Annotated in this window: 13 protein-coding genes and 1 pseudogene; 1 reads left to right on the top strand and 13 read right to left on the bottom strand. The window is 41.0% G+C overall.

Annotated elements, in window-relative coordinates; all coding sequences use genetic code 11:
* From MHN79_RS16440 to MHN79_RS16420, 5 genes and pseudogenes are all read right to left on the bottom strand, one after another.
* Positions 1-4983 (bottom strand): annotated as a pseudogene (locus tag MHN79_RS16440) (hypothetical protein); the annotation flags it as partial.
* 510 nt (positions 4984-5493) lie between these two features.
* Positions 5494-6687 carry a DUF3103 domain-containing protein gene (locus MHN79_RS16435; protein ID WP_239173784.1) on the bottom strand — a complete coding sequence of 398 codons (1194 nt, stop codon included), beginning with the start codon at positions 6685-6687 and terminating at the stop codon, positions 5494-5496.
* Between the two features lie 397 nt (positions 6688-7084).
* Complete coding sequence (locus MHN79_RS16430; RefSeq protein ID WP_239173783.1) at positions 7085-8023, bottom strand: hypothetical protein; 939 nt, start codon at positions 8021-8023, stop codon at positions 7085-7087.
* Positions 8023-9348, bottom strand: a complete 1326-nt coding sequence (locus tag MHN79_RS16425; RefSeq protein ID WP_239173782.1) for a sphingomyelin phosphodiesterase — start codon at positions 9346-9348, stop codon at positions 8023-8025. Before MHN79_RS16425 ends, MHN79_RS16430 begins: the two co-directional genes overlap by 1 nt.
* A 483-nt stretch (positions 9349-9831) precedes the next feature.
* The gene (locus MHN79_RS16420) at positions 9832-11172 is read right to left on the bottom strand and encodes a DEAD/DEAH box helicase (protein ID WP_114785419.1); all 1341 of its coding nucleotides are present in this window, start codon (positions 11170-11172) and stop codon (positions 9832-9834) included.
* 341 nt (positions 11173-11513) lie between these two features.
* Here MHN79_RS16420 and MHN79_RS16415 point away from each other — a divergent pair, with 341 nt between their 5' ends.
* Positions 11514-11741, top strand: coding sequence for an Lpp/OprI family alanine-zipper lipoprotein (locus MHN79_RS16415; protein WP_160930317.1), 228 nt, complete (start codon positions 11514-11516; stop codon positions 11739-11741).
* A gap of 324 nt (positions 11742-12065) precedes the next feature.
* On the opposite strand, the gene MHN79_RS16410 is transcribed toward MHN79_RS16415, so the two are convergent.
* From MHN79_RS16410 to MHN79_RS16375, 8 genes are read right to left on the bottom strand one after another with little or no spacing between them, the layout of a single operon-like run.
* Entirely contained in the window at positions 12066-12713 is a 648-nt protein-coding gene (locus MHN79_RS16410) for a 4'-phosphopantetheinyl transferase superfamily protein (RefSeq protein ID WP_239173781.1), read from the bottom strand.
* Positions 12697-13452 carry an alpha/beta hydrolase gene (locus MHN79_RS16405; protein ID WP_239173780.1) on the bottom strand — a complete coding sequence of 252 codons (756 nt, stop codon included), beginning with the start codon at positions 13450-13452 and terminating at the stop codon, positions 12697-12699. Before MHN79_RS16405 ends, MHN79_RS16410 begins: the two co-directional genes overlap by 17 nt.
* The gene (locus MHN79_RS16400) at positions 13449-15065 is read right to left on the bottom strand and encodes a hypothetical protein (RefSeq protein ID WP_239173779.1); all 1617 of its coding nucleotides are present in this window, start codon (positions 15063-15065) and stop codon (positions 13449-13451) included. The genes MHN79_RS16405 and MHN79_RS16400 overlap by 4 nt, the downstream gene beginning before the upstream one ends.
* Positions 15066-15080: 15 nt before the next feature.
* Positions 15081-16631 (bottom strand): amino acid adenylation domain-containing protein, encoded by a 1551-nt coding sequence (locus MHN79_RS16395; RefSeq protein WP_239173778.1) that lies wholly within the window; start codon positions 16629-16631, stop codon positions 15081-15083.
* Positions 16632-16642: 11 nt separating this feature from the next.
* Positions 16643-18838: a polyketide synthase gene (locus tag MHN79_RS16390; RefSeq protein WP_239173777.1), complete on the bottom strand. Its 2196-nt coding sequence runs from the start codon at positions 18836-18838 to the stop codon at positions 16643-16645.
* Positions 18831-19997, bottom strand: coding sequence for an acyl-CoA dehydrogenase family protein (locus MHN79_RS16385; RefSeq protein WP_239173776.1), 1167 nt, complete (start codon positions 19995-19997; stop codon positions 18831-18833). The genes MHN79_RS16390 and MHN79_RS16385 overlap by 8 nt, the downstream gene beginning before the upstream one ends.
* 15 nt (positions 19998-20012) lie before the next feature.
* The gene (locus MHN79_RS16380) at positions 20013-20255 is read right to left on the bottom strand and encodes a phosphopantetheine-binding protein (protein ID WP_239173775.1); all 243 of its coding nucleotides are present in this window, start codon (positions 20253-20255) and stop codon (positions 20013-20015) included.
* Between the two features lie 8 nt (positions 20256-20263).
* Positions 20264-21322 carry a hypothetical protein gene (locus tag MHN79_RS16375; RefSeq protein ID WP_239173774.1) on the bottom strand — a complete coding sequence of 353 codons (1059 nt, stop codon included), beginning with the start codon at positions 21320-21322 and terminating at the stop codon, positions 20264-20266.
* Between the last annotated feature and the right edge of the window lie 147 nt (positions 21323-21469).

The following is a 21469-nucleotide window of genomic DNA, read 5'->3' as shown; positions in this document are numbered from 1 at the left end:
CTCAGTGTCATGAGTCGGTGTGCCCGTCGTCAATTCAATATCTCTCAACTCAGGGGCAACATCATCCTCGTAGACGACCTCGTCAGTCAGCGTTACCGACTGACCTGCACTATTTTCACCCGTCACCGTAATGATGATAGTGCCTTGATACCAGTCCGAGATATCGTGTTGTTCAGTTTGCCAATCGCCATTCTCGTCGACAGGGATTGTTTGACTATATTGAGGAAGGTTGCTTTGGTCTACTAAGCCTGATGTTGGTTTATTTTTGACCGTTACGGTCAGCTCTGCTCCGGTCTGAAACCCTTTAGAAGTACCTGAGACGATAAACTCCGTTGCATCAGAGGCTTTGATACTATCACCCATGTCGTTCAGCGTAATCACAGGCTTTAATGGGATATGTGTAGTATATCCTTCACCAAGATTGCCTTGGGGACGGGTATCTTGGTAGACTCCTTCAACAACTATGAGAGGGGCTGTGGCACTACCACTTGGCAGCATTAGCGGCTGTGTTGTACCTACCCACACTTTAGAAAAACTGGTCTCTTCAAATGAAATAGCCTGCCCATTCAAAGATGCAGTAGGTGTAGTCACACGTTCATTGAATGTCAGCGTAACCTTAGCGCTTTTATCATCTAGCAAGACGTTTTCTGATTCCTCCCCATCATATGAGATTAGAGTACTGACCACCTCTGGTTTGATCTTATCGTCATATAGAGCTTTTTTGGTTGCTACAACACTACGCTCGCCTTCGGCGTACTTTCCGCTAACAGTGACGGTAAATTCAGAATACTCCCATGTAGACATATTGATCGGATTGGTTTTCCATCGCCCATCAGATTCTAGAATTACTACGTCAGAAAATTTATCAGCCCCTTTACGATCTTCCTTATCTGAGACAAGGTTAACGGTTAACTGCGCTGTTCGTTTGAAACCTTTGGTTGTGCCGCTGATCACTACATGTTTCACATCGTCTTCTTCAGCGTTTACCTCATTATTTTCTGTAACATTATCTATAGTGATCAAAGGCTCAACAAAAATTGTGTGCTCATAACCCTCAGTACCTTGATTTCTAACCCGGTCGAAATATGAGGAGTCGATAGTCAACTGCGTGGACTCTTTGTTTGCTTCAACCGATACACGAGCGGAAGATTGCCATACGGTTCTGTATTCTTGGGGGTTTTCAAAACTAATCTCAGCTCCACCGATTTTGACAGTACCCGGCTCTAACGTCACTGGTTCCTCAAACTCGACAGTAAATTCAGCTTCTGTATCCACCACAGGAAATTCAGGATCGACAGTTACACGTTTAATTACTGGTATTTGATTATCAACCAAATACACAAAGGTTTGGGAGTCGAAATTCCCTATACTATCTTGCGCTTTAACAACAATATTAAATTGCTTTGCTTCGCGGTACTTATCACTCTTGGAGTTGATAACAAAGTTATAAGTCTCAGTATATTCCGTCGAATCATCGCTACGCTCAAATTTAGTGTCCGTAGCTTCATGTTCTGTGCCTTGTGGATCTACCCAAAAGACAGTGAAGTCCCCTTCATTTATTTTTACTGTTGTTTTATCATCGGTAATAGTGACCTTTGATTCTATCTTTCCTGATATAGTGTAATTCGAACCATCACCAAAAAACGCGCCTTCTGACTGCTGTTCATTTGGTTGAACCGAAATACTAGGTGGGGTGTTATCTATGCTGCTACCCTCTTGATTAAATACATTGTCATCGGCATATATGGGGTTCGCTTTGGCGAAATGGTCAGCCTGATTTAGCGCGTCTTTGCGTTCAACATCATAAGACGCGGCAACCCTGTAATAAGCCTCTGCAAGATCCTTACGGTAGGTATCTGGACCTAACTCCTTGCCTGAATCACTGAGGATTATCTGGCCTGTTGATTCATTCCCTTGGTCATCATAAATACTGCCCTGACCATCGGCCTTACCATCCTTAGAAAGATCGCGATAAAAGGCTTTCGCATAATCAACGCTGGTGGCGTAGTTCGCATTCGCGAGTTCCGTTAAACCTTCCAAAAGAAAACGGTAGATGTGCTTGGAAGCTAATTTCGCCGGAACTCCTTCTTCGTCGAGTTCCTTGGTGGATGCGTAGGGGGTACTAACAGGATCAAACCCCAACATAGAGTCTGATTGAGTGGCCAATGCATTATTGACTTGGGATAGAATCTCTTTGGCCTTGACGGCTGTTTTATTACCAGACTCTAAGTTATTCCATTGACTATCAAACAAACCTGCATGGTAACTGGCAAATTCAGTGATATAAACTGTGGTATCTTTGCTTGGAGAAAAATAGGCACTAAAACTATGTACTGGTACTTTGTCACCATCAATATCATCACCAAGAATCTCATAGCTAAGATCAACTAGGGTTTTGATATCTTTGCTCCACTGAAAATAGTGTGGTTCACCAGATGCTGAAAAGTCATCCAAGTACACTTTATAAAATTCCCGCTCTTGTTCGCGAGTTAAGAGACATTTAACAATATCTTTACCTTCATCACCAAGGGCTGCATCACAGGTTTTTATTAAATTAAAGGCACCTGTAGAAGCATTTAACCCTGCCAGTACTACCCTTGCGTTACTAAAGGGTGACACAACGGTTACAACTGGTTTGTCAAAGGTCGACCTAAAAAATGCCTCTATTAATGTGCCTTGATTACCGCCCGTTGCTTCTTTGTTGTAACTGAGATTGCCTGCAGCATCTTCTACCGTTATTCGTAGCTTTTGGATATCACTAGACAAAGCTTTGGCAAATTCATCTTTAAAAGCATCTCTAGAAAAAGGGATGTATAGAGTCATAGAGGGTAAAAACGAATCGTTGTCTTTGTTTAAATTAAACGGAAAGTAAACATTATCGGCTGTTACTTCACTTGCTGTTTGTACCCTTGTACCACGAAGAATAAATTCAGCTTCACCTCTCCTTTTCGAGTAATACTCAACGGTCACCTTTAAATTATCAGCAGAAGTGCCATTTTCATCTGAAATTGTCAAAGTTACATAAGGTAATGAGTTTCTCTGGAAAACATCTGGGTTCTCAAGTTTGGTTAAGTCCAAATCAGAAAATACTTGTCTCGCACCTTTCGAAGCATAGTCATAGTCAATCAGCAAGTATTTAGTTGCATCCTCAACATTTTCTTTGGTGTAGGTACTCGATTCGTATATGCTCGGGAAAGATTCTCCCTCAAGTCTTTGGAAATTAAATTGAGCGTCAGGGTAAGTTAAACTTACTTTGGGAGCAGTTACGTCCTGATACAAAATAAACTCTTTATTACCTTGGTTTCCATATATATCTTTGGCGCGAATCGAAAAAGCAACACTTTGGTCAAAGTTAAGCCCCGATTCCGTATAAGAAAATCCACACCATATTGCAGAGCCACTGGGATAGTTAGAACAAGAATATTTACTATACTCGCCAGACGATAAAGCAATCCATACAGACCTATCTTCAAGTAATTGAGGATCTTTTTTAACATAACCAGTAAGTAAATAGTCAGTTGGCAGACTGTTTACAGATTCTGCAGACGTAACCACAATAACTGGGGCCGAGTTATCCCATTTAATATCAACGCTAACTTCTTCTTCACTCTGATTTATGATGTCAGAGAGATAAACTAATAGTTTGGCGTCAGAGTCACTATTGGTATTACCGTCTCCTAGAGCCTCAGTATTAAGATGAACAGTAAGACTTGCTTCGCGTTTCCCCACGGTAAAGTTGCTATCATCGACCCAGCAATTTAGCTGAGCATTTTCTTGTCCAAATGGGCATAAAAGCTCTGTCCATGAGTCAAATTGCTTATCTTCTGTATATTTAACCACAACCCTAGCTGACGCTATTCCCACATTATCTACTAGGTTTAAAGCTATAATATCCTGACCAGCAAGAACATCGCCCTCTTTCGGGTAATCTACCGTTGGCGGCATATCATCAATGCTAGGTGGCTGCTCACCAGGGGTATAACGCTGTGGAAAGATTTCATCTGGGTTTTCATTTGAACCATTTACTTTGCTTAGCTCATCAGCCATGGCTTTATATTGGTCAAAGCTTGGACTTTTAATAAAATCAGCAAAGTCCTGATACCCTGTTGTTCTATTAATTTCAGGATTACTGACCGCAGACATAATGTGTTGAGCAATGATATGTGTGTAGAAGTCTGCATCAAGCGTTGCTTTGCTACCAAACTCAACATCCTCTGAAAACTGTCCCCCTTCGTCGCGCTTTCGTCCATTGAGTTTTCCATCAAAAGTAATATCTTGATACCCGAGATCTGCAAGATGCAAAGAGGTATAGGTGTCTTTACCTTCATCAGGGTTAGGCTTTAAAAATTCCCAAGCGTATGACGAGTATGCCGTCAGCACTGCTCCATATTTGTGCCCATTGGTGACATTAGATGTCACATTTAATGTAAGGTCTACTGGCTGCGTCGTGCTAACATCAAAACCGTATAGCTCACTGAGGTCTTTAGTTGAGGTCGTAATAGCACTATTAACCGATCGACCCTGCTTAATTCTATATTCGGTCAACCCTGTTACCAGGTAAGTCAGCGGCGTCACCATAACATTTTGCGTGCTGCCCTCAGTGTAATTAGTCACGCTCGCCAAATAGACAGGTTTACCTTTGCTGCCATAAACAGCATTGCCAGAGAAAGGATCCTCATACCCTCCTCCCTTTGCTGATATATAGAGAGGCATAGATGCTGATTCAATATCAATCGAATAATGGCCAGATGCTGAGGTTATATCACTTCCCAACTTACGCCCTAAAGAACCATTTTTGTACTCATATATTTCCACCGAAGCTCCTGACACAGGTGCATCAAAAACCACACCAGTAATCGTGCCTTGGGTTCTGGAACGAGGGGCAGAGTCACCGCCACCACCACCACCGCCACATGAACTTATTAGGAGTAGAGTAAGTATTATGAAAAGAGACTTTTTAAAAGGGTTAAAACTCAGCATCATACCGACTTGACGTTGACCAAAAGTTCAAAAATTATATTTTCAGTTTGAATAATGACAACAAGGTAAAATAACCATATAAGAGCAATACTGAGCAGTGATATTTCAGCCGTTATTCTAAAAAAAGAAGTATTGACCGATCAAATTCACCATATGGGTAGTGAATTTGATTTTGACATTTTCCTGATAGAGAAATATTTGAGTTATTTATTTTAAAAATTAGACCCAGATCTAATTTTAACTAGGATCGCTGATTTTTCGTTAAGGGGCTATCTCGGGTATTAAACGCCATTTAAAATGCAAACAATCAATAAAACTTTAATCATAACCCTATAGATTTATTCGACTTTTCATATTATTGAGCTTAGAGTGTTTTAAAAAGAGAGGAAGTCTTAATGGATGGTCATGATAAAAGAGCTATGTACCTCTGATTCTGCTCGATACGAATGTGATACGACTACATAAAATAAAAAAGCAGCACATATCTATGTGCTGCTGTTTTGATTATTGCTGTTATTCGGTCGGAGAGATTGTCACTGGTTTGAAGGTTGCCACAACATTGCCACCTGCTCCTGGACGCTCGACATAAGGGGTATTTTGCATAATGGTATAATAAGAGTCGAGATAATCGTCGTCGTTAGTTAGCACACCATCTGGAATCACATCGATAATTCTATTGGTGATTTGAGCTATGATAGCGTAGCCTTGAATTTCTGGATCTGGAATCATTTTCAAAATATCTTCCGCCGCTTTTACCAAAATTTTCGCTAGCTCTTTATAGTCAGTTCCATCGTCTTGCTCCATCAGAATCATATCGACAGCGCCCCAACGATACCGTGGCCAGAAAATCATGGTTTGGCTTGGGTAGTAATCTTTGCCGTCGTAATCTAAATAAGGCATATCGACGAGGTCAATTTCAGGTTCTACACGGCTTGGATCAACGCCAGTGATAATGGCGTATACTTCCGCCTTGCCAGAAATCCATGGCTCTTCATCGTCGCTAAGACGAATTTTCGTTAACTGAGTAGTATTAAGTGGCTCTACATCACTAAGCTGCGCCGAACGCTTAATACCTTGCTTGGTTTTTGAAGGTAGTTTAGGGCTGTCATTGGTGATCAAATTAGAATCTTGGCCCAAGCGATTCATCTCTGTTCGCATTGCCATTAGACCTGCACGAAGTTCTTTAGCGCTATTGCTGTCAACAACGAGGACTGGAACATCTGGCATTTGGTAAACATCTAATTCATGCACTTGGCCGTAAACATCATAAGCTTCTACATACTGCCAGTTTGAGTCATCACCTGAAGGCTCAAATGCAAACAGTGGACTTTCTCCTTCCTGCCAGTCTTTGACCATTGATGCATCAGCAATCCTAAGCTCCATCACTGAATCAGTATATTGAGCAATGCCTTTTGTTTGGCGGTATTGGTAATCGGCCTGCTGCATACGCTGTTTAAACGCTGAATATGGCTTAATGCTTTCCACAGAGTCCAAATCCGTGGCCAGATTCTCCTCTGTAATTTGTGACTTGATTGATTTTTCTAAATCAAAGTAGCGAGCGCTGATTTGCATCGCAAGCGCTTTTTTTTGCTGTGCTATTTCTTCTGAGATTGATTGTGCATCTGTTGTGTTTACAGTTTGTGCGTTCAACGGAAAGCCAACTATAGTTGTCGCAAGCATCAAGCTGATAGGTAGGTTTGGTCTCATAAAAATGATCCTTATTTGAATTTTTATCCCTAATAGAGCGTTGCCCTACCTGGTCCAACCTATCAGCTCCATCAATAAGTGGAACAAAAACGATCGATTTTTGTTCTATTTTTCCGATAAAGATCACTTAATGAACAAATTGTTCAAAATTCAGTCTTAAAGCGCTTGGAATTTTAAAATTAATAAGTCAATCAATATGCAAGAGATAGTAATATCAACTAAAAGAATAACTTAGTGACTCAGATCACCGGAATGTAAAGCAACTATTACATGCTTTACAGCGACTTTTCCTAGTGATAGGAATGAAGATTAAATACTCTAAATTTACAAAAGTTCACAAATATGGATGAGTATTCATAATGAAATAGGTGTTTAACAGTAGTAAATTTATTTTAATCTATTGATATAAAAAATAATCTCTACGAAATTGACTGACTTGTTGCTCAACATAAGTTTGCCACTCACTGTTTGACAAACTGTTAGACTGCCTTTGAGCTTCTAAGGATTGGTGTAGAGCGGCAAGCTCATCTTGATATTGACCAATATGGGCATTTTGCTGAGCGACTTGCTGCTCTCTCGATGCGATCGAAGCAATCTCTTTGTCAGTTAAATAGTGCCTCGCGAGCTGATTTTTTATCTCTCGCACTTTATCTGGTGGATAGGAACGGGGGATCAGGCTGACACCTTTTTCGTATTTTTCGCTATCGGCTTCTAGAGTTAACACCGCCTCTTTTTCTCGCCATTTTATCAATAAAGTATGGTAGTCGTTTAGAAAGTCTGCTGCCAAAGACTCTGATAGGCTATCTTGTTCAAGGCTAAAATCGTAGAGGGCAAATTCATCGGCAAAGACTAATGTGGCGTGCTCTCCCCAAACCATAGTCGTTAGCCGCTTAAACTCTGCCACTTTGTCTGAAAGCAACGCAAAATGGTTCAACTCAGACTCTTGCCAAATGCTCTGCCACTCACGGTTAAAATGGTTATAGTTTTCCAGCAATTGATACCGAGAATCCGATAGTTTCGACTTGAGAGCGGCAAGTTGAGACAAGCAATCTCCTTTGCCGAGACAATCTGCCCAAAATTGCTCTATCACATTAACCAGTTCTCGTCCTTGGCTTTGGTTAAGTTGCGTTATTGAGCGATCAATTTCCGCGTTCTTTACGGGGGCACTTTCAATTTTGGGTGTTTGGCTTACTAAAGGCTTAACTAAGCGTTGAGGGACTTTACCAACCTCTTGCGAAGGCTTGTCACCTGTCGAGTCAACCAACCTTTCTTCCTCTGGCCAAAGGTAGATGCTCGCCACGACAGCGAGCACAAATAAAATAGCACGGTAGTTCATTACTCAATCACTGCGCTCACAGGAAAGTGGTCGGAAAGGTTGTAGTGCTTCCAAAGCCTTTCGTCTGTGGTACGAGGGATGTCAACACGATTGTTATTACGCCTGCTCTCTCCGTACTCATCGCTGACCATGACATAATCCAAGTATTCCACATGCTCGCCGCCTGAGAGTGCTTTACCAGAAAAGTCGTTGATACGCGGATCAAAGGTTGATTCTGTGTATCCAGAGTAATCTGGCTCTTGCACACTGAGGTTGGTTATCATGCTCTGGTAGTCATCTGGAAATTTCAACTTGTTGACATTAAAGTCACCGCTGTACACCACAGTTTCATGACTGGGTATGTCCAGTGACTGGGCCAATGATCGCATCTGTTTAAACTGGCGCTGTCTATACTCTCTGGCTTTATCCGTATCAGAAGAAGCCGTGTGTGTCGCAAACACATGATAAGCTTTACCGCCTTTTATGATCTCGGCATAGTTAACACCCTTGTCGGCAAAACAGTCGGTTCCAGCACAGTCAGGAAATACATATTGCGCCTGATTCACAATCGGATATCGACTAACAATAATCACCCCGCCATCATGTATGTTGGCCCCTTTTTTATCTAACATTTCAGTATGATAAGGGTATTCCTTTGCTAGTTCGCGCAGAAAAGCACCTCGGCCATTGGCAAACACTTCCTGCAAAGCCAAAACATCATAACCTGATACATGCTCGGGGATTATGTCGTAGCGGTCACCAATATGAGAGGCCATCACAGGCAGGGCCCATATGTTATAGGTCATGACCTTGAGAATATTCTCATCTGGTTCAACGGTCTCGCCCACTTTGGCTGGAGTAATCGTATAATAGAGGTCGTCATATCGAGCGGTATTGGCTGATTTGAAGCTCAGCTCAGTGGGGCGCTGACCAAATGCAGTCGTGGTGAAGCGGTGCAGATCCCTATCATCTTGCAGGGAAAGATCTACGTCAGATGAAGATAAACCATATTGGATTGAGGAATTATACCAATGCCCCGTCATCACTTGGTTTAGCTCGACACTTTCCCCCAAAGGATTCGAGATGACTGTATTGAATCTGTATGTTTGGCCTGACTTTACTCCCTCCCAGCGATTAAAACTTAGCACCGCTTTCGTTTCCCATGGCCCCAAGGTTTCCGTATGCTGCTGCCATTCATCACCGTATTCAAGTAAATCTGAGCCATCATGGCTGACTTGTACAGTTAATGGCTGGGCTGAGTTATTAGTTAGATACACATCGGTATCGGCCATTACTGGCATAACGACAAGCGAAGCGAGCAAAATATTCCACAGCTTAAAACTCATGTTATCTTCCTCAATTTGAATTTCTGGTTAAAATTTAAACCAATAATGTTTCATATTTGTTATAAATAAATTAAGAGAAATAATTCACACACTTAACGATAAAACGTGATAACAAAGCACTTTTTAGTGCATAAAATTTATAAAGTTTGAAGTTGTTTAAAACATTGATACCAAGATTTGAAATCATTATTTCTATCAAAAAAACCTATAAGACTAGTAATAATTAGGCAGTTTGATTTAAAAATAAAAATACTCGTTATTATTCAAACATCAGTATGAAAATCACCCTATAAAAAAGCGGGTAATTTTCCATAAAATAAGCGTTTTTAGTCACGCCAACCTAATGATAAATATAGAAATGTTTATAAATTATGTTGTTGATTTTCAGAAAGATTATTTGAACTGTAAATAATACAAAAGCCACCGAAACGGTGGCTTTTAGAAGTTTATATTGAAGGTGTTAGCTATAAAGTATGCGCTAAGTTAGTCGTCATCTTTAGGCGCTACTTTCTTTTTGGGAATAAAGACTGAATCGCCCACAGCAACATTTTGGTAGAAACCTTTATCACGTTGTGCTGGCTTCTTGTTGGCTTTTTTCGCTGCCGGCTTGGACTTCTTGACCACTTTTTTCTTACCACGGTAATCCGCTTTCTTTGGCTTTATCCCTTTAAACTTGCCTTTTAAACCTTCTAGCTCAGAAAAAGTAATGTCTTGTTGCAAATAGGCCTCAACACGCTTGAAGCTATCCCAATCTTTAGGGCCAACTAAGGATAAGGCATCGCCTTTATTACCAGCTCGACCTGTGCGGCCAACACGGTGTACGTATTCCTCAGTATGCTTTGGCATGTCAAAATTGACCACGTGGGTAACATTGGCAATATCGAGACCACGAGAAGCAACATCGGTCGTTACTAGAATTTTAAACACCGCCCGTTCAAACTGACTCATAATGGTGTTGCGTTGCGTCTGATTTAGGTTGCCACTTAAAGCGATGGCTTTGAGTTTTTTCGCATTAAGCTTTTCAGTTAGACGCTCTGTATCCACTCGAGTTGCCGTGAATATAATCAGCTGCTTATATTGGGCATCATCAAGAATACGCTCTAAAATCGCTTCTTTATGATCAAGGTGATCACAGAGGTAGAATGTTTGGGTGATATCCTTATGCTGCTCATTCGATACACCTATCGCTATTCGTTTTGGTGCATTCAACATTTCAAATGCGATTTCATTGACTTCAGCGTGATCGAGCGTTGCAGAGAACATCAACGTTTGACGACGGCGATGCTTGGCAGCATTGTGAATACGGCGCAGCTCAGGTGCAAAGCCCAAATCCAACATGCGGTCAGCTTCATCCAACACCAAAGTTTCCAGTCCATCAAGGTACAAGGAACGGTGCTCAAGGTGGTCAGCCAAGCGTCCCGGTGTCGCGACAATAAACTTAGGGTAGCGACGCAAGGCTTTCACCTGATCGTTGAAGTTCTCACCACCAACGATAAGGGTAGCTTCATAAGAAAGACCACCCAGCATAGAGCGTAGCTCGCCGTAGACTTGTTTGGCCAATTCTCGGGTCGGAGCTAAGATAACTCCACGAGGGTCTTTGGCTGAAAATGCTTTGTTCTTTAAAGATTTATGCAGCATAGGCAACACAAAAGCAAGCGTCTTCCCTGACCCCGTTTTCGAGGAAGCCAGTAAGTCTTTGCCAGCAATCGATACCGGAATCGCCTGCTGCTGAATGTCTGTCGCCTGCTTAAAGTCAAAGTGCTTAAGGTTTTTTAATAAGCGGTTGTCTAGCCCTAACTCTTTAAAGTGCAAAGTATTCTCCAAGTTATAAGTGTGTCTGCGTCTTGTTCTATTCTCAAACCAAACACGGAAATTTTCAAAAACGCGACATGATACCCTGAAAGCGCCTGAGTGGATAGAGATCACAGAAAATTATCCCTGTGATTCTGGTTTTGACGCTCAATATAGTTAGCACATTGACATTTACACTCACTAGCCGTGAGACATGTATCAATTAATTCGATAATTGCTTAAATTCTTGGGTTTTTTTGACTTTTTCCTGCTTTTTGATAGGCAAAATAGAGTCTACACTTTAGTAACCGTCACTATATGAGAGTAAAAGTATAGGACGTATTTTTGATACTTTACATGCAAGGAGTTCTTCTATGAACAAAATGTTGATCGCAGCTGCGGCCTCTTCTGTGCTTTTTCTCGCAGGTTGTGCTTCAGGCCCAAGCGATGCATCTTCAGCTAAAATTGACGAGCTAAGCAATCAGGTTAGCCAGCTAAGCCAGGATGTACAGGCCCTTAAATCTGAGTCAATGTCAGCTCGTGAAGAAGCTGCACGTGCTAACGAGCGCATCGACAACATTGCCCAGTCTTATACTAAATAAGTCTGAAGTATAAAATAAATCGTTATTTTTCAATAGTTAAGAATAACGATTTATGTTCGAATGGCGATAAAGTGGCGACATAATAATGTCGCCACTTTTGTTTTTAGTGTAAACATTAAAGAACTTTTCAATGCTTTTGTTCTAACAAGATTTTGCCCCTTTCTGGGTTACGTGTCGAAGTTTGAGCAAAGATCCTCGGGTAGATTTGATATAGAAAAACTCATGGGCTACAAGAAGCAAGACCTGACCCCATTACACAAAGTGGTGCCCCGATGAGTTTGTCTCAGGAATTTTCGATTCGATTGAACAACGCAGCATCAACGTTCATGAATCAATGATAGCTAGAGTTTCTGCATTTATTGAGTTTAAAGAATAATTTACTTTAAAAACTTTGCCTCTAGCCATCTTTTGTGAGAGATCTTCAGTCAAGACTAGTAACATATAGTTAGATTCAAGGTTTACGGTCAAAATCTCGCAGCAATTAAAGTTCAAGAATCTTTTTAAACATGGGTACAGTGCTTTATAAAGGCTCTCTTTAGCAGAGAATGCTAGTGTCACGAATTGAGATTCTGAACTGAAATAGCCAGAAAGTCTGAGTTCTTTAGCCGAACACACTACCTTCTTAATTCTGTTGCTTTGGTTAACGTCGAGCCATTTCTCAATGTCGATTCCAACAGACTGCTTGTCATTCTGTGTGACCACCGCTACAGCCATCGAATCACAATGAGAAATAGAACCTGCATAACCTTGCATCCAGATGGGCTCTTTAAACTCACCGATACTAGGCTGAATTGGGGAATGAACACCAAGTAGGTTGTAACACATCTTTACACACTGCCGCCCAGTTAAAAACTCTGCTTTTCTTTTGACGGTAGCACTGCTCAACTCATTCCCGAGAACCAGCCCGGAGTCCAATAAATCTTCAATATGCTTTTGTTGGTATATAACAGGGGCTCTATGTACAGCAAACATCTCCCACCCATCCTTTAATGACTCTCGAACACTCAGTAGCATTCTCATGAACAAATAAATGACCGCCATCCAGGCTGTATGTGTACGCTGAGGGGTAATGTTTCACTAGGTTGCGTGATAATGATGCAGGTATCACTAGATCATGATTGGAATAAAGTACTAGGGTTTTCTTGTCAAAACTCAATATTAAGTCTTGATTGACAAGTAGCCCCATTAGCTTTATTTGATACAAACAATCTTGGTATTTGGGGAAATTGGAGTTCATTAAGCTCTGAACTTCAGACATGTACGCTTGATCGCTTTTACTCACACATGACAAGGAGTTCCATAATGATATTTTGACGAATGTATGCCGCTCTAACGAGTAAAGGTAATTGAGAAAATCAATCCAGTTTGTAACGGAAAACTGCGAAAAATCATTCGCCCAGCAGGTTCCGCACAAGATTAGTCCTTCGACACTATCGGAGTGCGATTGAGCATAGTACTGAGCAAGCCATCCACCCATCGAATATCCTACCAAATAGAATTTGTCTGCATCTATACTAGATAGGCGATGACTTAATTCATTGGCCCATGAGGAAAGGTTAACGATGGCATTGTCGGTCGTATGTTCTATGATGATCACGCGTGAATTAGAAAGCTTGGAGGCTAATTTCTCCAAGCTCCAAGCATCGAACATGTATCCGGGAAGCAAGACGTAAGTAGGTCCGTCTCCTTCCCTAATAGTGCGAACGATCATGCACATATCTCTTCAAGACAAAAGAGTGCAAACCATTCGTCAAGTGTCGACGATGTATAAAAACGCTCTCTGCAAATATCTCCTTGATAGAGTCCAAGAGTGGCAATCGCCCGTGCAAGAATTTGGGTTTTAGACAGTGAATCTAATCCTAGATCAATTTCCAAGTGACACTCTCCATCGTCAGCAGTGATAGGGTCAAGAGAAAATTCATTGATAATTTCTATCAGAAGAGCACTCTCTTTTCGCTGGTTTGCATGAACTTTTCCTGTTCGCTTAATTAGATCTGCACCATCAAGGCCATTGCGTAATTCAAGGTTGAACATGTTGCGGAATTCTTCTATTACACTTCGGCTAAAAAACTTCGAATCATAATTGAACGACACAACCAAGCCGTTTGGTGTTAAGACCGACATGACATCAAGCCCTCCAGATAAATTAGTGGTGCCCAAAAAACAGCTTGATATATCCACATCTGAGTGAGTGCAGTCGATACTCGATGAGCCATAAAACGAAAAATAGACATTCGTCGGCATCCCTCGTCGTAACGTAATAGCATATTCTTCATCGGAGATTTTTGATTTGATGTTACTGCTAGCAAGAGATCTAGCATTACGTCTTGCTGTGACTTGATCGACTTCATTGAGTGTACATTTGGTCGTATGCTCGTTCACTTGCGCTTCGACTTCAAACGACTCGCAAGTCTCAACCTTCTCGCGTTCAAAGTGGAGTAAAAAGGATTGAGCAAAGCAGCCTACTTGCGATTTGTGTATTGTTTTATCTGCATAACTACGGCCATGAGTAGGGATTTGAAGCAATAACTCTGACTCTCCCAAGTTAGTCTTAAAAAATGCCTTAGCAAAACATGATGCCATGTAAGAGAAAAGTGACACTCCGTGACTAGCAACCACGTTCGTGATTTTCTGAAGATCTTGGGCTGGAATCAACGAAGACATCATTTTATAGTGACCGACTAAGTAGTCTAAGTGCTTACCTTCAGGTGACCAAAAATACTTTTTGGTCATCATCGATTTGCTGTAGTCAATCACAAAGCTATTCAGTGTCTCTTGATGTTGTTGATAGTCGCTCAGATCAGGAACTGGCTCTGTACTGATTTGGGTCGATTTTGAACCAATGACCATACCCAGTTGCTGCAAATAGGAATTAAGCAAGTTGTCTACGCTGATCCCATCTGCATATAAGTGTTCGACGACTAGAAACACTAGTAGTTCATTGTCATTAATCTTAACAACGCGCAAAAAATGATTATCGTGAGAAGAAATCCCTAAAGGCATGCACAATAGAGCATTTACTTCGGATTCAACAAAATCATTCACATCATCTACGGCCACTTGTGAGTATTCGTAACAGGATAGATGAGCTTGGTCTGATATGCTCTCTACAACACTCATCTGACCGTAGCTGTCGCTTCCTAACTCTATATCAAAGTGCAATCCCTGAGCGGCAGCATAGAAATTCTTATACGCTGTTAAAAACTTCGATGGCTCGCTTGGACTTGATAGTGATATTTTAACGGCACTACAAACACTAGTTCCACCACATAGGTCCTTCCACATTCCAAATAAATATTGTGACGGAGTAATTATTGAACTCATATCATCTACTCTTCATTAATTGTCAAAAAATCCACTAATTTTAGCGCGATCATATTTACCATTCGGTGTCCTTGGGAATTCGGCGCTAAATAGAATGACTTTGTTAGGGTTCATGTATTTTGGTAAAGATTCTCTAATACGATTACAAATAAGTTCAAAGTCAAATTCTTCTTTCAACTTTACTAGGCAACCGAGCGTGTCCTCTAGTGAGTCAGCTTTAGGAATAAAAATGACCACAGCTTCAGAGACTTCTTCAAGGCTTGTTATTGTTGCTTCAATCTCGCCTAGCTCAATACGATGCCCCAAATATTTTACCTGACTATCTTTCCTACCAATGAAATAAAAAACATGCTCCTTGTCAATTTCAACGATATCGCCAGTTCTATATAGCTTATCTGGGTATAAGTTATGCTCAGGGTTTTGGATAAAGGAAGATCTTGTTTGTAGATCATTGGCCAAATAACCATAAGATACAGATTCACCTCTTACTACCAACTCACCTCTCTCACCAGGAGCTTGAGTAAGCTTTCCTGCATCAGTGAGAACAAATAGCTCCATGTTGTCTCGTGCTTTTCCTATAGGTAAATGCTTAGTTTGCTCGTCAGGTATCTCATCGAAAATGTGATACGTACAATCTACGGTTATTTCCGTAGGGCCGTACATATTGACAAACCGAACGTGTGGAAGACATTGCATCCAGGTCCGCAGCACTTGTGGAGGTAGAACTTCGCCAGCGCAAAGTAGTTGCTTAAGATTGAGAAGGATGCCCGGACGTACCCTTCTTGTTTGCTTCAACATTGAAAGAACCGAGGGCACACAAAAGAAAACGCTAATTTTGGACTCTTCTAACCACGGAATTAGGCTCGGAACCATCTGGTTTATGCTATCGGGAACTAAATGCAGTGTAGCGCCGACCTTCATTGCCGTATAGATATCAAAGGTAGAATTATCAAAATACAATGGAGCATGATTAGCTATTTCGTCACTACTGCTCAATTGATATGTTTCAACGCACCATTCAATATAGTCATTGATGGCTTTATGAGGGATCATTACCCCTTTGGGTACACCAGTAGAACCCGAAGTGAACAATATGTATGCCAGATCAACGGATATCGCTTGCCTAGGCGTTAATGTGTCAATATCCGATACTGATACTTCTTCATCAATATTGATGATTCTTACATTTTCTAGTTCAGAGAACAATTGAGCTGATAAGTGCAAGCTATCATTGTTTACTATGATTATTCGGATTTTTGCCGACTCAACTATCGAATTTAGTCGAGACTTCGGAGAGTTAATATCCAATGGTACATACACATTTCCAGATTTGAGTATAGAGAACATAGCCTTAATAGCGGAAACCTTTTTGGGCATGAAAATAGCAACAGCTTCTTGCTTGAATGTCCCTAAACTGCGAATGTATTGGCTATACTTGTTCGTGAATTTGTCTAAACTTTCGTAAGTTATAGTCTCTTGGCTATGTAGATCATTATATTGAATTGCAATTTTATTAGGGAAGAGCCGAGCTGACTCCTCTAAATATTTATGAACCGTTTTAATCACTGTAGTATCCGTTAAGTAAAGATAATTGAAGTCAAATATTTTTGAGGTATCTTATTCCAATGGATATTATTTCCATCTAACCAACTTTTCATAATATGGTGATTATGGTCTCCATCTTGGGGAAGTGGGATCTTGTTACAAAAATCAATCTTTACGTCAATGTAATGCTCCTCTTTTGAGCTTATTTCACTGAGTAAATCCTTTGATATGGCCCTTGATTCTGATATGCACTCTAGGTAGCCGTTAGCTATTATTCTTATTAACGACTGGGCATTATTGAGCTGCCCGAACAATTGCCCAGGTGTCACAACCCCTTCTTTAATTATTAAGTAAATGGTTTTTAATGATGATGAAATATGATCACTAGACAGCCCCCACTTATCATAAAGCTCTAATGCAGCAAACACGTAAGCCAAATTTGTATGTTCTGCACCGCATACCTTGTGCCATTTACTCATCAAGACCTTATATGTAAATTGTTGCTTTTCTAGCTCCTGAGCATTTGCAATCCAGTCTGACGACAACGACGCTATCGCGCTTTGCGCCCCTTCAATCCTATTCAAGAAACGCTGACTTAATCTCCAAATCTTATTTTTGTCACTGATGTACATCATCCCAACATGGAGGTGGCTGATGACATCCTTGGATATCTCTTCGGTCGCTTCGCCGTGATCTACAATCACGTAAGGTCGGTTTAACGACTGAAACAGTGGTAAGTTAGTGAGATAGTCCTTGGCATAGACCGTGGACAAGTTAGACGATAGGTGCACATCTTCTATCGCGCTACCCATCACTTTTTGTGCATATCTAGGGCGGCCGTTTTCATCACTAAAACCATCATAAGGCTTACGAACATGTGCGATGTTTTTCTTATCCAAGCTCGGACTATAGCCAATGTAGTATCCATCGCTTAAGGGTAGGGGACGTTGTTTGCCACTTGTTTCAACTGGTTCAGACAAAATAACATGGCCATTAGCACCACCAAAACCGAATGAACTTACCGCAGCTCTCCGAATACCATTCATTGTTTTCCAGTGCTTATTGTGAGTCGGGAAATTGAGTTTCCCCTTTCTTTCAAATACGAGCGGATTCAAAGCCTCAATCCAAGAGTTCGCTGGTATCACTTTATGCTTCATCATTAAAATGACCTTAATGATACCTGCAAGGCCTGCAACTGATTCGGTATGACCAATTACACCTTTGATACTCCCTACATCACTCTCACTAAACACACGAGACAGCGCATCTACCTCAATTGGATCACCTAACGAGGTTCCTGTACCGTGCGCTTCGATATAAGAGATAGACTCAGGCTCAACGTTTGCCATTGAAAGACTATCGCTAAGTAACTCCACTTGGGCATCTACGCTAGGGGCGGTGATTGAAGGAGTACGACTCCCGTTATGGTTACCTATGACGCTATCTATCACGGCAAAAATAGGTAATCCTAAATCAGTGGCTCGTTCAATAGTGGTAACCAGTAATGCCGCCACGCCATCGCCAGGAACATAACCATCAGCGTCAATCGAAAATGGGGTGCATCTTCCTTTTCTCGACAACATACCTGCTTTGGAGAATGAAATGTATTTCATCGGGTGCAAGTTGAGGTTCGCGGCAGCAACGATAGAGAAGTCGGCTCTGTTCAAAGTCAGCAAACGTTCAGCATCACTCAAAGCCATGAAGGAGGCACTGCAAGCGGTATTAATTGTTTTGCTTTCTCCCCTAAAGCCAAATTCTGAACTAACTCGATTGGCTAGTAATGCTTGAAAGTTCCCCAGTGTCGTCTCGGGCCCGATAGCTTGAGTGCCGTCAAGTTTGTTAAAGAGATTATCCACAGCCATAGCGCCCACGGAGACAGAGACGTTATAGTGTTCTAAGTAAGAAGCGTCTATACCTGCGCATTCCATCGCTCTTTCAACGTGGTCAAACAACAACCATTGCTGCGGATCAATCTGTGCTTTTTCTGTGGAGGTTAAACGTGCTTTAGAACGGCTATTCGCTCGAGTAAGATTAATGGGGGCCATCCACTTAGAGACACTTTTGTTTTGTTCATATCTTGCTGTACTAAAAAAACCCTCTATTGGCCACCTATCTTTCGGTATCTCTTCAAAAGCGGATTGACTTTCAGTCAATAAGTTCCACAGGGCGTTTGAATCTTCGGCACCAGCAAGTTCACATGAGTATCCAACGATTGCGAGTTTAGCCATTTTTACTTTCGCCCTCGTCAGTACGTGCAAAATTTCGTGTAGTGACGTCTATATAGCTTTGAGGGCTGATCATCATATGCTGGCGGCCTGTTTGGATATCACGCAGCACTCTTTCAACGTTATTACGCTCGGAAATTGCGGAGGCTCCGAGGTTTTTGTAAGCAATTTCCGCTGCTTCTGCGCATATTTCGTTGGCAAATGTTGCAGCAAGTCTGACTTTTTCTATGAGGACTTCAGAAAGGGTTGAATGCGTTTGCAGGTGATCTTTAGCTAAGCTAGCGGCGGAGACTAATAATGCTTCTGAAGCTAATGCCCGAGCCTTGATACGGGCCCAGTCCTCTTTGAAGCTATCTTTAGATGCCAAAGGTAACTTCTCATTCGCACGTACTATTTTGGTTCCTAACTGTTTGAGTTCGGTTAAGACTCGATTCGTCATTCCCAAAGCCCAGCAACCATGTGAAAGCGCTGAAAGCGGTAATATGCCCATACGATAAAGGCTACTACCTCTGTTGGCTTCACCTGCGCTAAATTTGAAACAACGATCTTTGGGAACAAAGATATCGTTAACACTATAGTTGATACTGCCAGTACCTTTGAGGCCAGTAGTCTTCCAATCGCCAAAGACTTCAACGTCCTTTATGGGTATAACCGCAATTATAACTTCGGGGTCACCTGCGTCAGTTTTTATTACATTTCCATTATCCACCTGTATGAACCCGGCAACCACCCACTCAGCTAGGTGAATACCACTCCCAAATGACCATCGTCCAGTCAGTCGATAGCCTTCTTCCTCCACATATCCTCGGCCATTTGGTTGATATTGCCCAGCGATCAGCGTTTGACCCTTTTTCGAAAATACTTCATCAAAGCCCTTTTTAGGTAGGTAAACACTGCAATGCGAAGCAGCTAAAACATGAGCAATCGCTAACCAACCAAACGAACCGTCGATATATGAGCACTGTTGCCACATCTCGACCAGCTCATTTGCGTTCTCACATCCACCTCCCACTTCTTTTGGGTAGATAGCCTGCCAAGCATTTGTTTGCTCCATAATGCCTACGATGTCTCTAGAGAACATTCGCTCTTGCTCAGCTTGTTCAGCCAGAAGGAAAATTTGGTCTTGCGCCTGTTTTAAGGCACTTAAAGCATGGTTAACCATATCTAGACACCTCGGCTAATTAGAAAGTATTTCGCTGATCACAGCATCTATGGATTTGATTGACTGAAACGTATTAATGTTTAGTGCGGTGTGGGGGAAATGAAAATTGAAATGTGCCTCAAGTTCAACCATAAGGTTGACGGACATGAGTGATGTCATTCCTAGGTTATATAAATTATCTTCATGAGACAGCTTATCGGACGCAGGTAAATTCACTAATGTCTTCTTCACAATGGTTGCTACTTCGTTTATGTACATCTAAGCCTCTACTTATTTGTTGTTAGATTTTCGATTTGCTGCTGGAAATCATCCATTTTCTTGGCAACTAATGATTCCTTGGTGCATATTTCTTCCAGAATAGGAATATTCCGATATAGGGTTTTAGCCGAGTTTTGACTCACCGAGAAGTGATGAAACATCTCAAAAGCTCGCCACAAATCAGCTAATTCTTCATAACACTTAATAATTTCTTCTATGTCTTCTATAAAATAATTTGCGAGGTAGTGCTGCTCGTTGAGTAAGGCGCGAAAAAAAAGAGCGTTCGCATGACGTTCTCCAAAACACCTTTCAGTCCATGGAACTAAGAATGGAGTGTCGTTTTTCAGTAAATGTTTATACTGAGCAGTAAAATTCTGAATAGCATTTAAACCAAATCTGGCACTTGATGATTTTAGGTTTGAAATTATCCTAGATAGATCGTCAACTAAACTAATATGGTCGATGTGAAAATCCGTATCTTCTCTATCGACGACGTATATATCTAAATATCCATAACTCTCAAGAAAATAGTTAAAGTTATTTTTAAAACCCTCGAATGAGATATGGGACTGTTGATGTTTTCTTTCAATAAAACTGTAGGTGAAATTACTTGAATCTTTACCATTGATTATACAAACGCTAAAAGCATGATCTTTGTTGAAGTATGGACTTTCCTCAATGAAAAACGGGTCTATCACACTCATTAGATGATAATCTTTTGAAAGTAAAATTTTATCCAGCTCCTGAAAATTAGTTACTTTTAAACGACTTACCTTAAACCCGTAACGGCTTCTGATGTTTTCTACAACACGGTGGGAAAGTACAGACTCGGTACTAGACATATCCCAGCCAGGTTGAATAGACATATTTGAATGGATGCCACTAATATCAAAGTTGTCATTATTAAATAAATGAAACTCATGCTCTAAATGAGCTAAATCTAAGTCGTTGACTTTGTAATTGTTGCTAATAAAACAAGATAAAGTGGCAAGGAAACAATTAGGGCTTTCTAATTTTGGATAATTTTGGTATGGATGAAAAAACTTGGCTTTACTCGTTAAATTCACTGGAAATTCCACCTTGACTTAATTTCCTATCATTAATATCATCATAAAATAAACATATCAATAACGATTAATTAAAATATAGTAAATTAGTCTGTTACTAATATAAATAACATTTTCAGTTATCGTTGAATAGTTTTTAATGACAGA

Origin of the sequence: Vibrio sp. Of14-4, assembly GCF_022347625.1 — a bacterium.
Lineage (GTDB): Bacteria > Pseudomonadota > Gammaproteobacteria > Enterobacterales > Vibrionaceae > Vibrio > Vibrio pristinus.
Note: the sequence above shows the minus strand (reverse complement) of the source record. Positions and strands in the feature narration are given on the sequence as shown.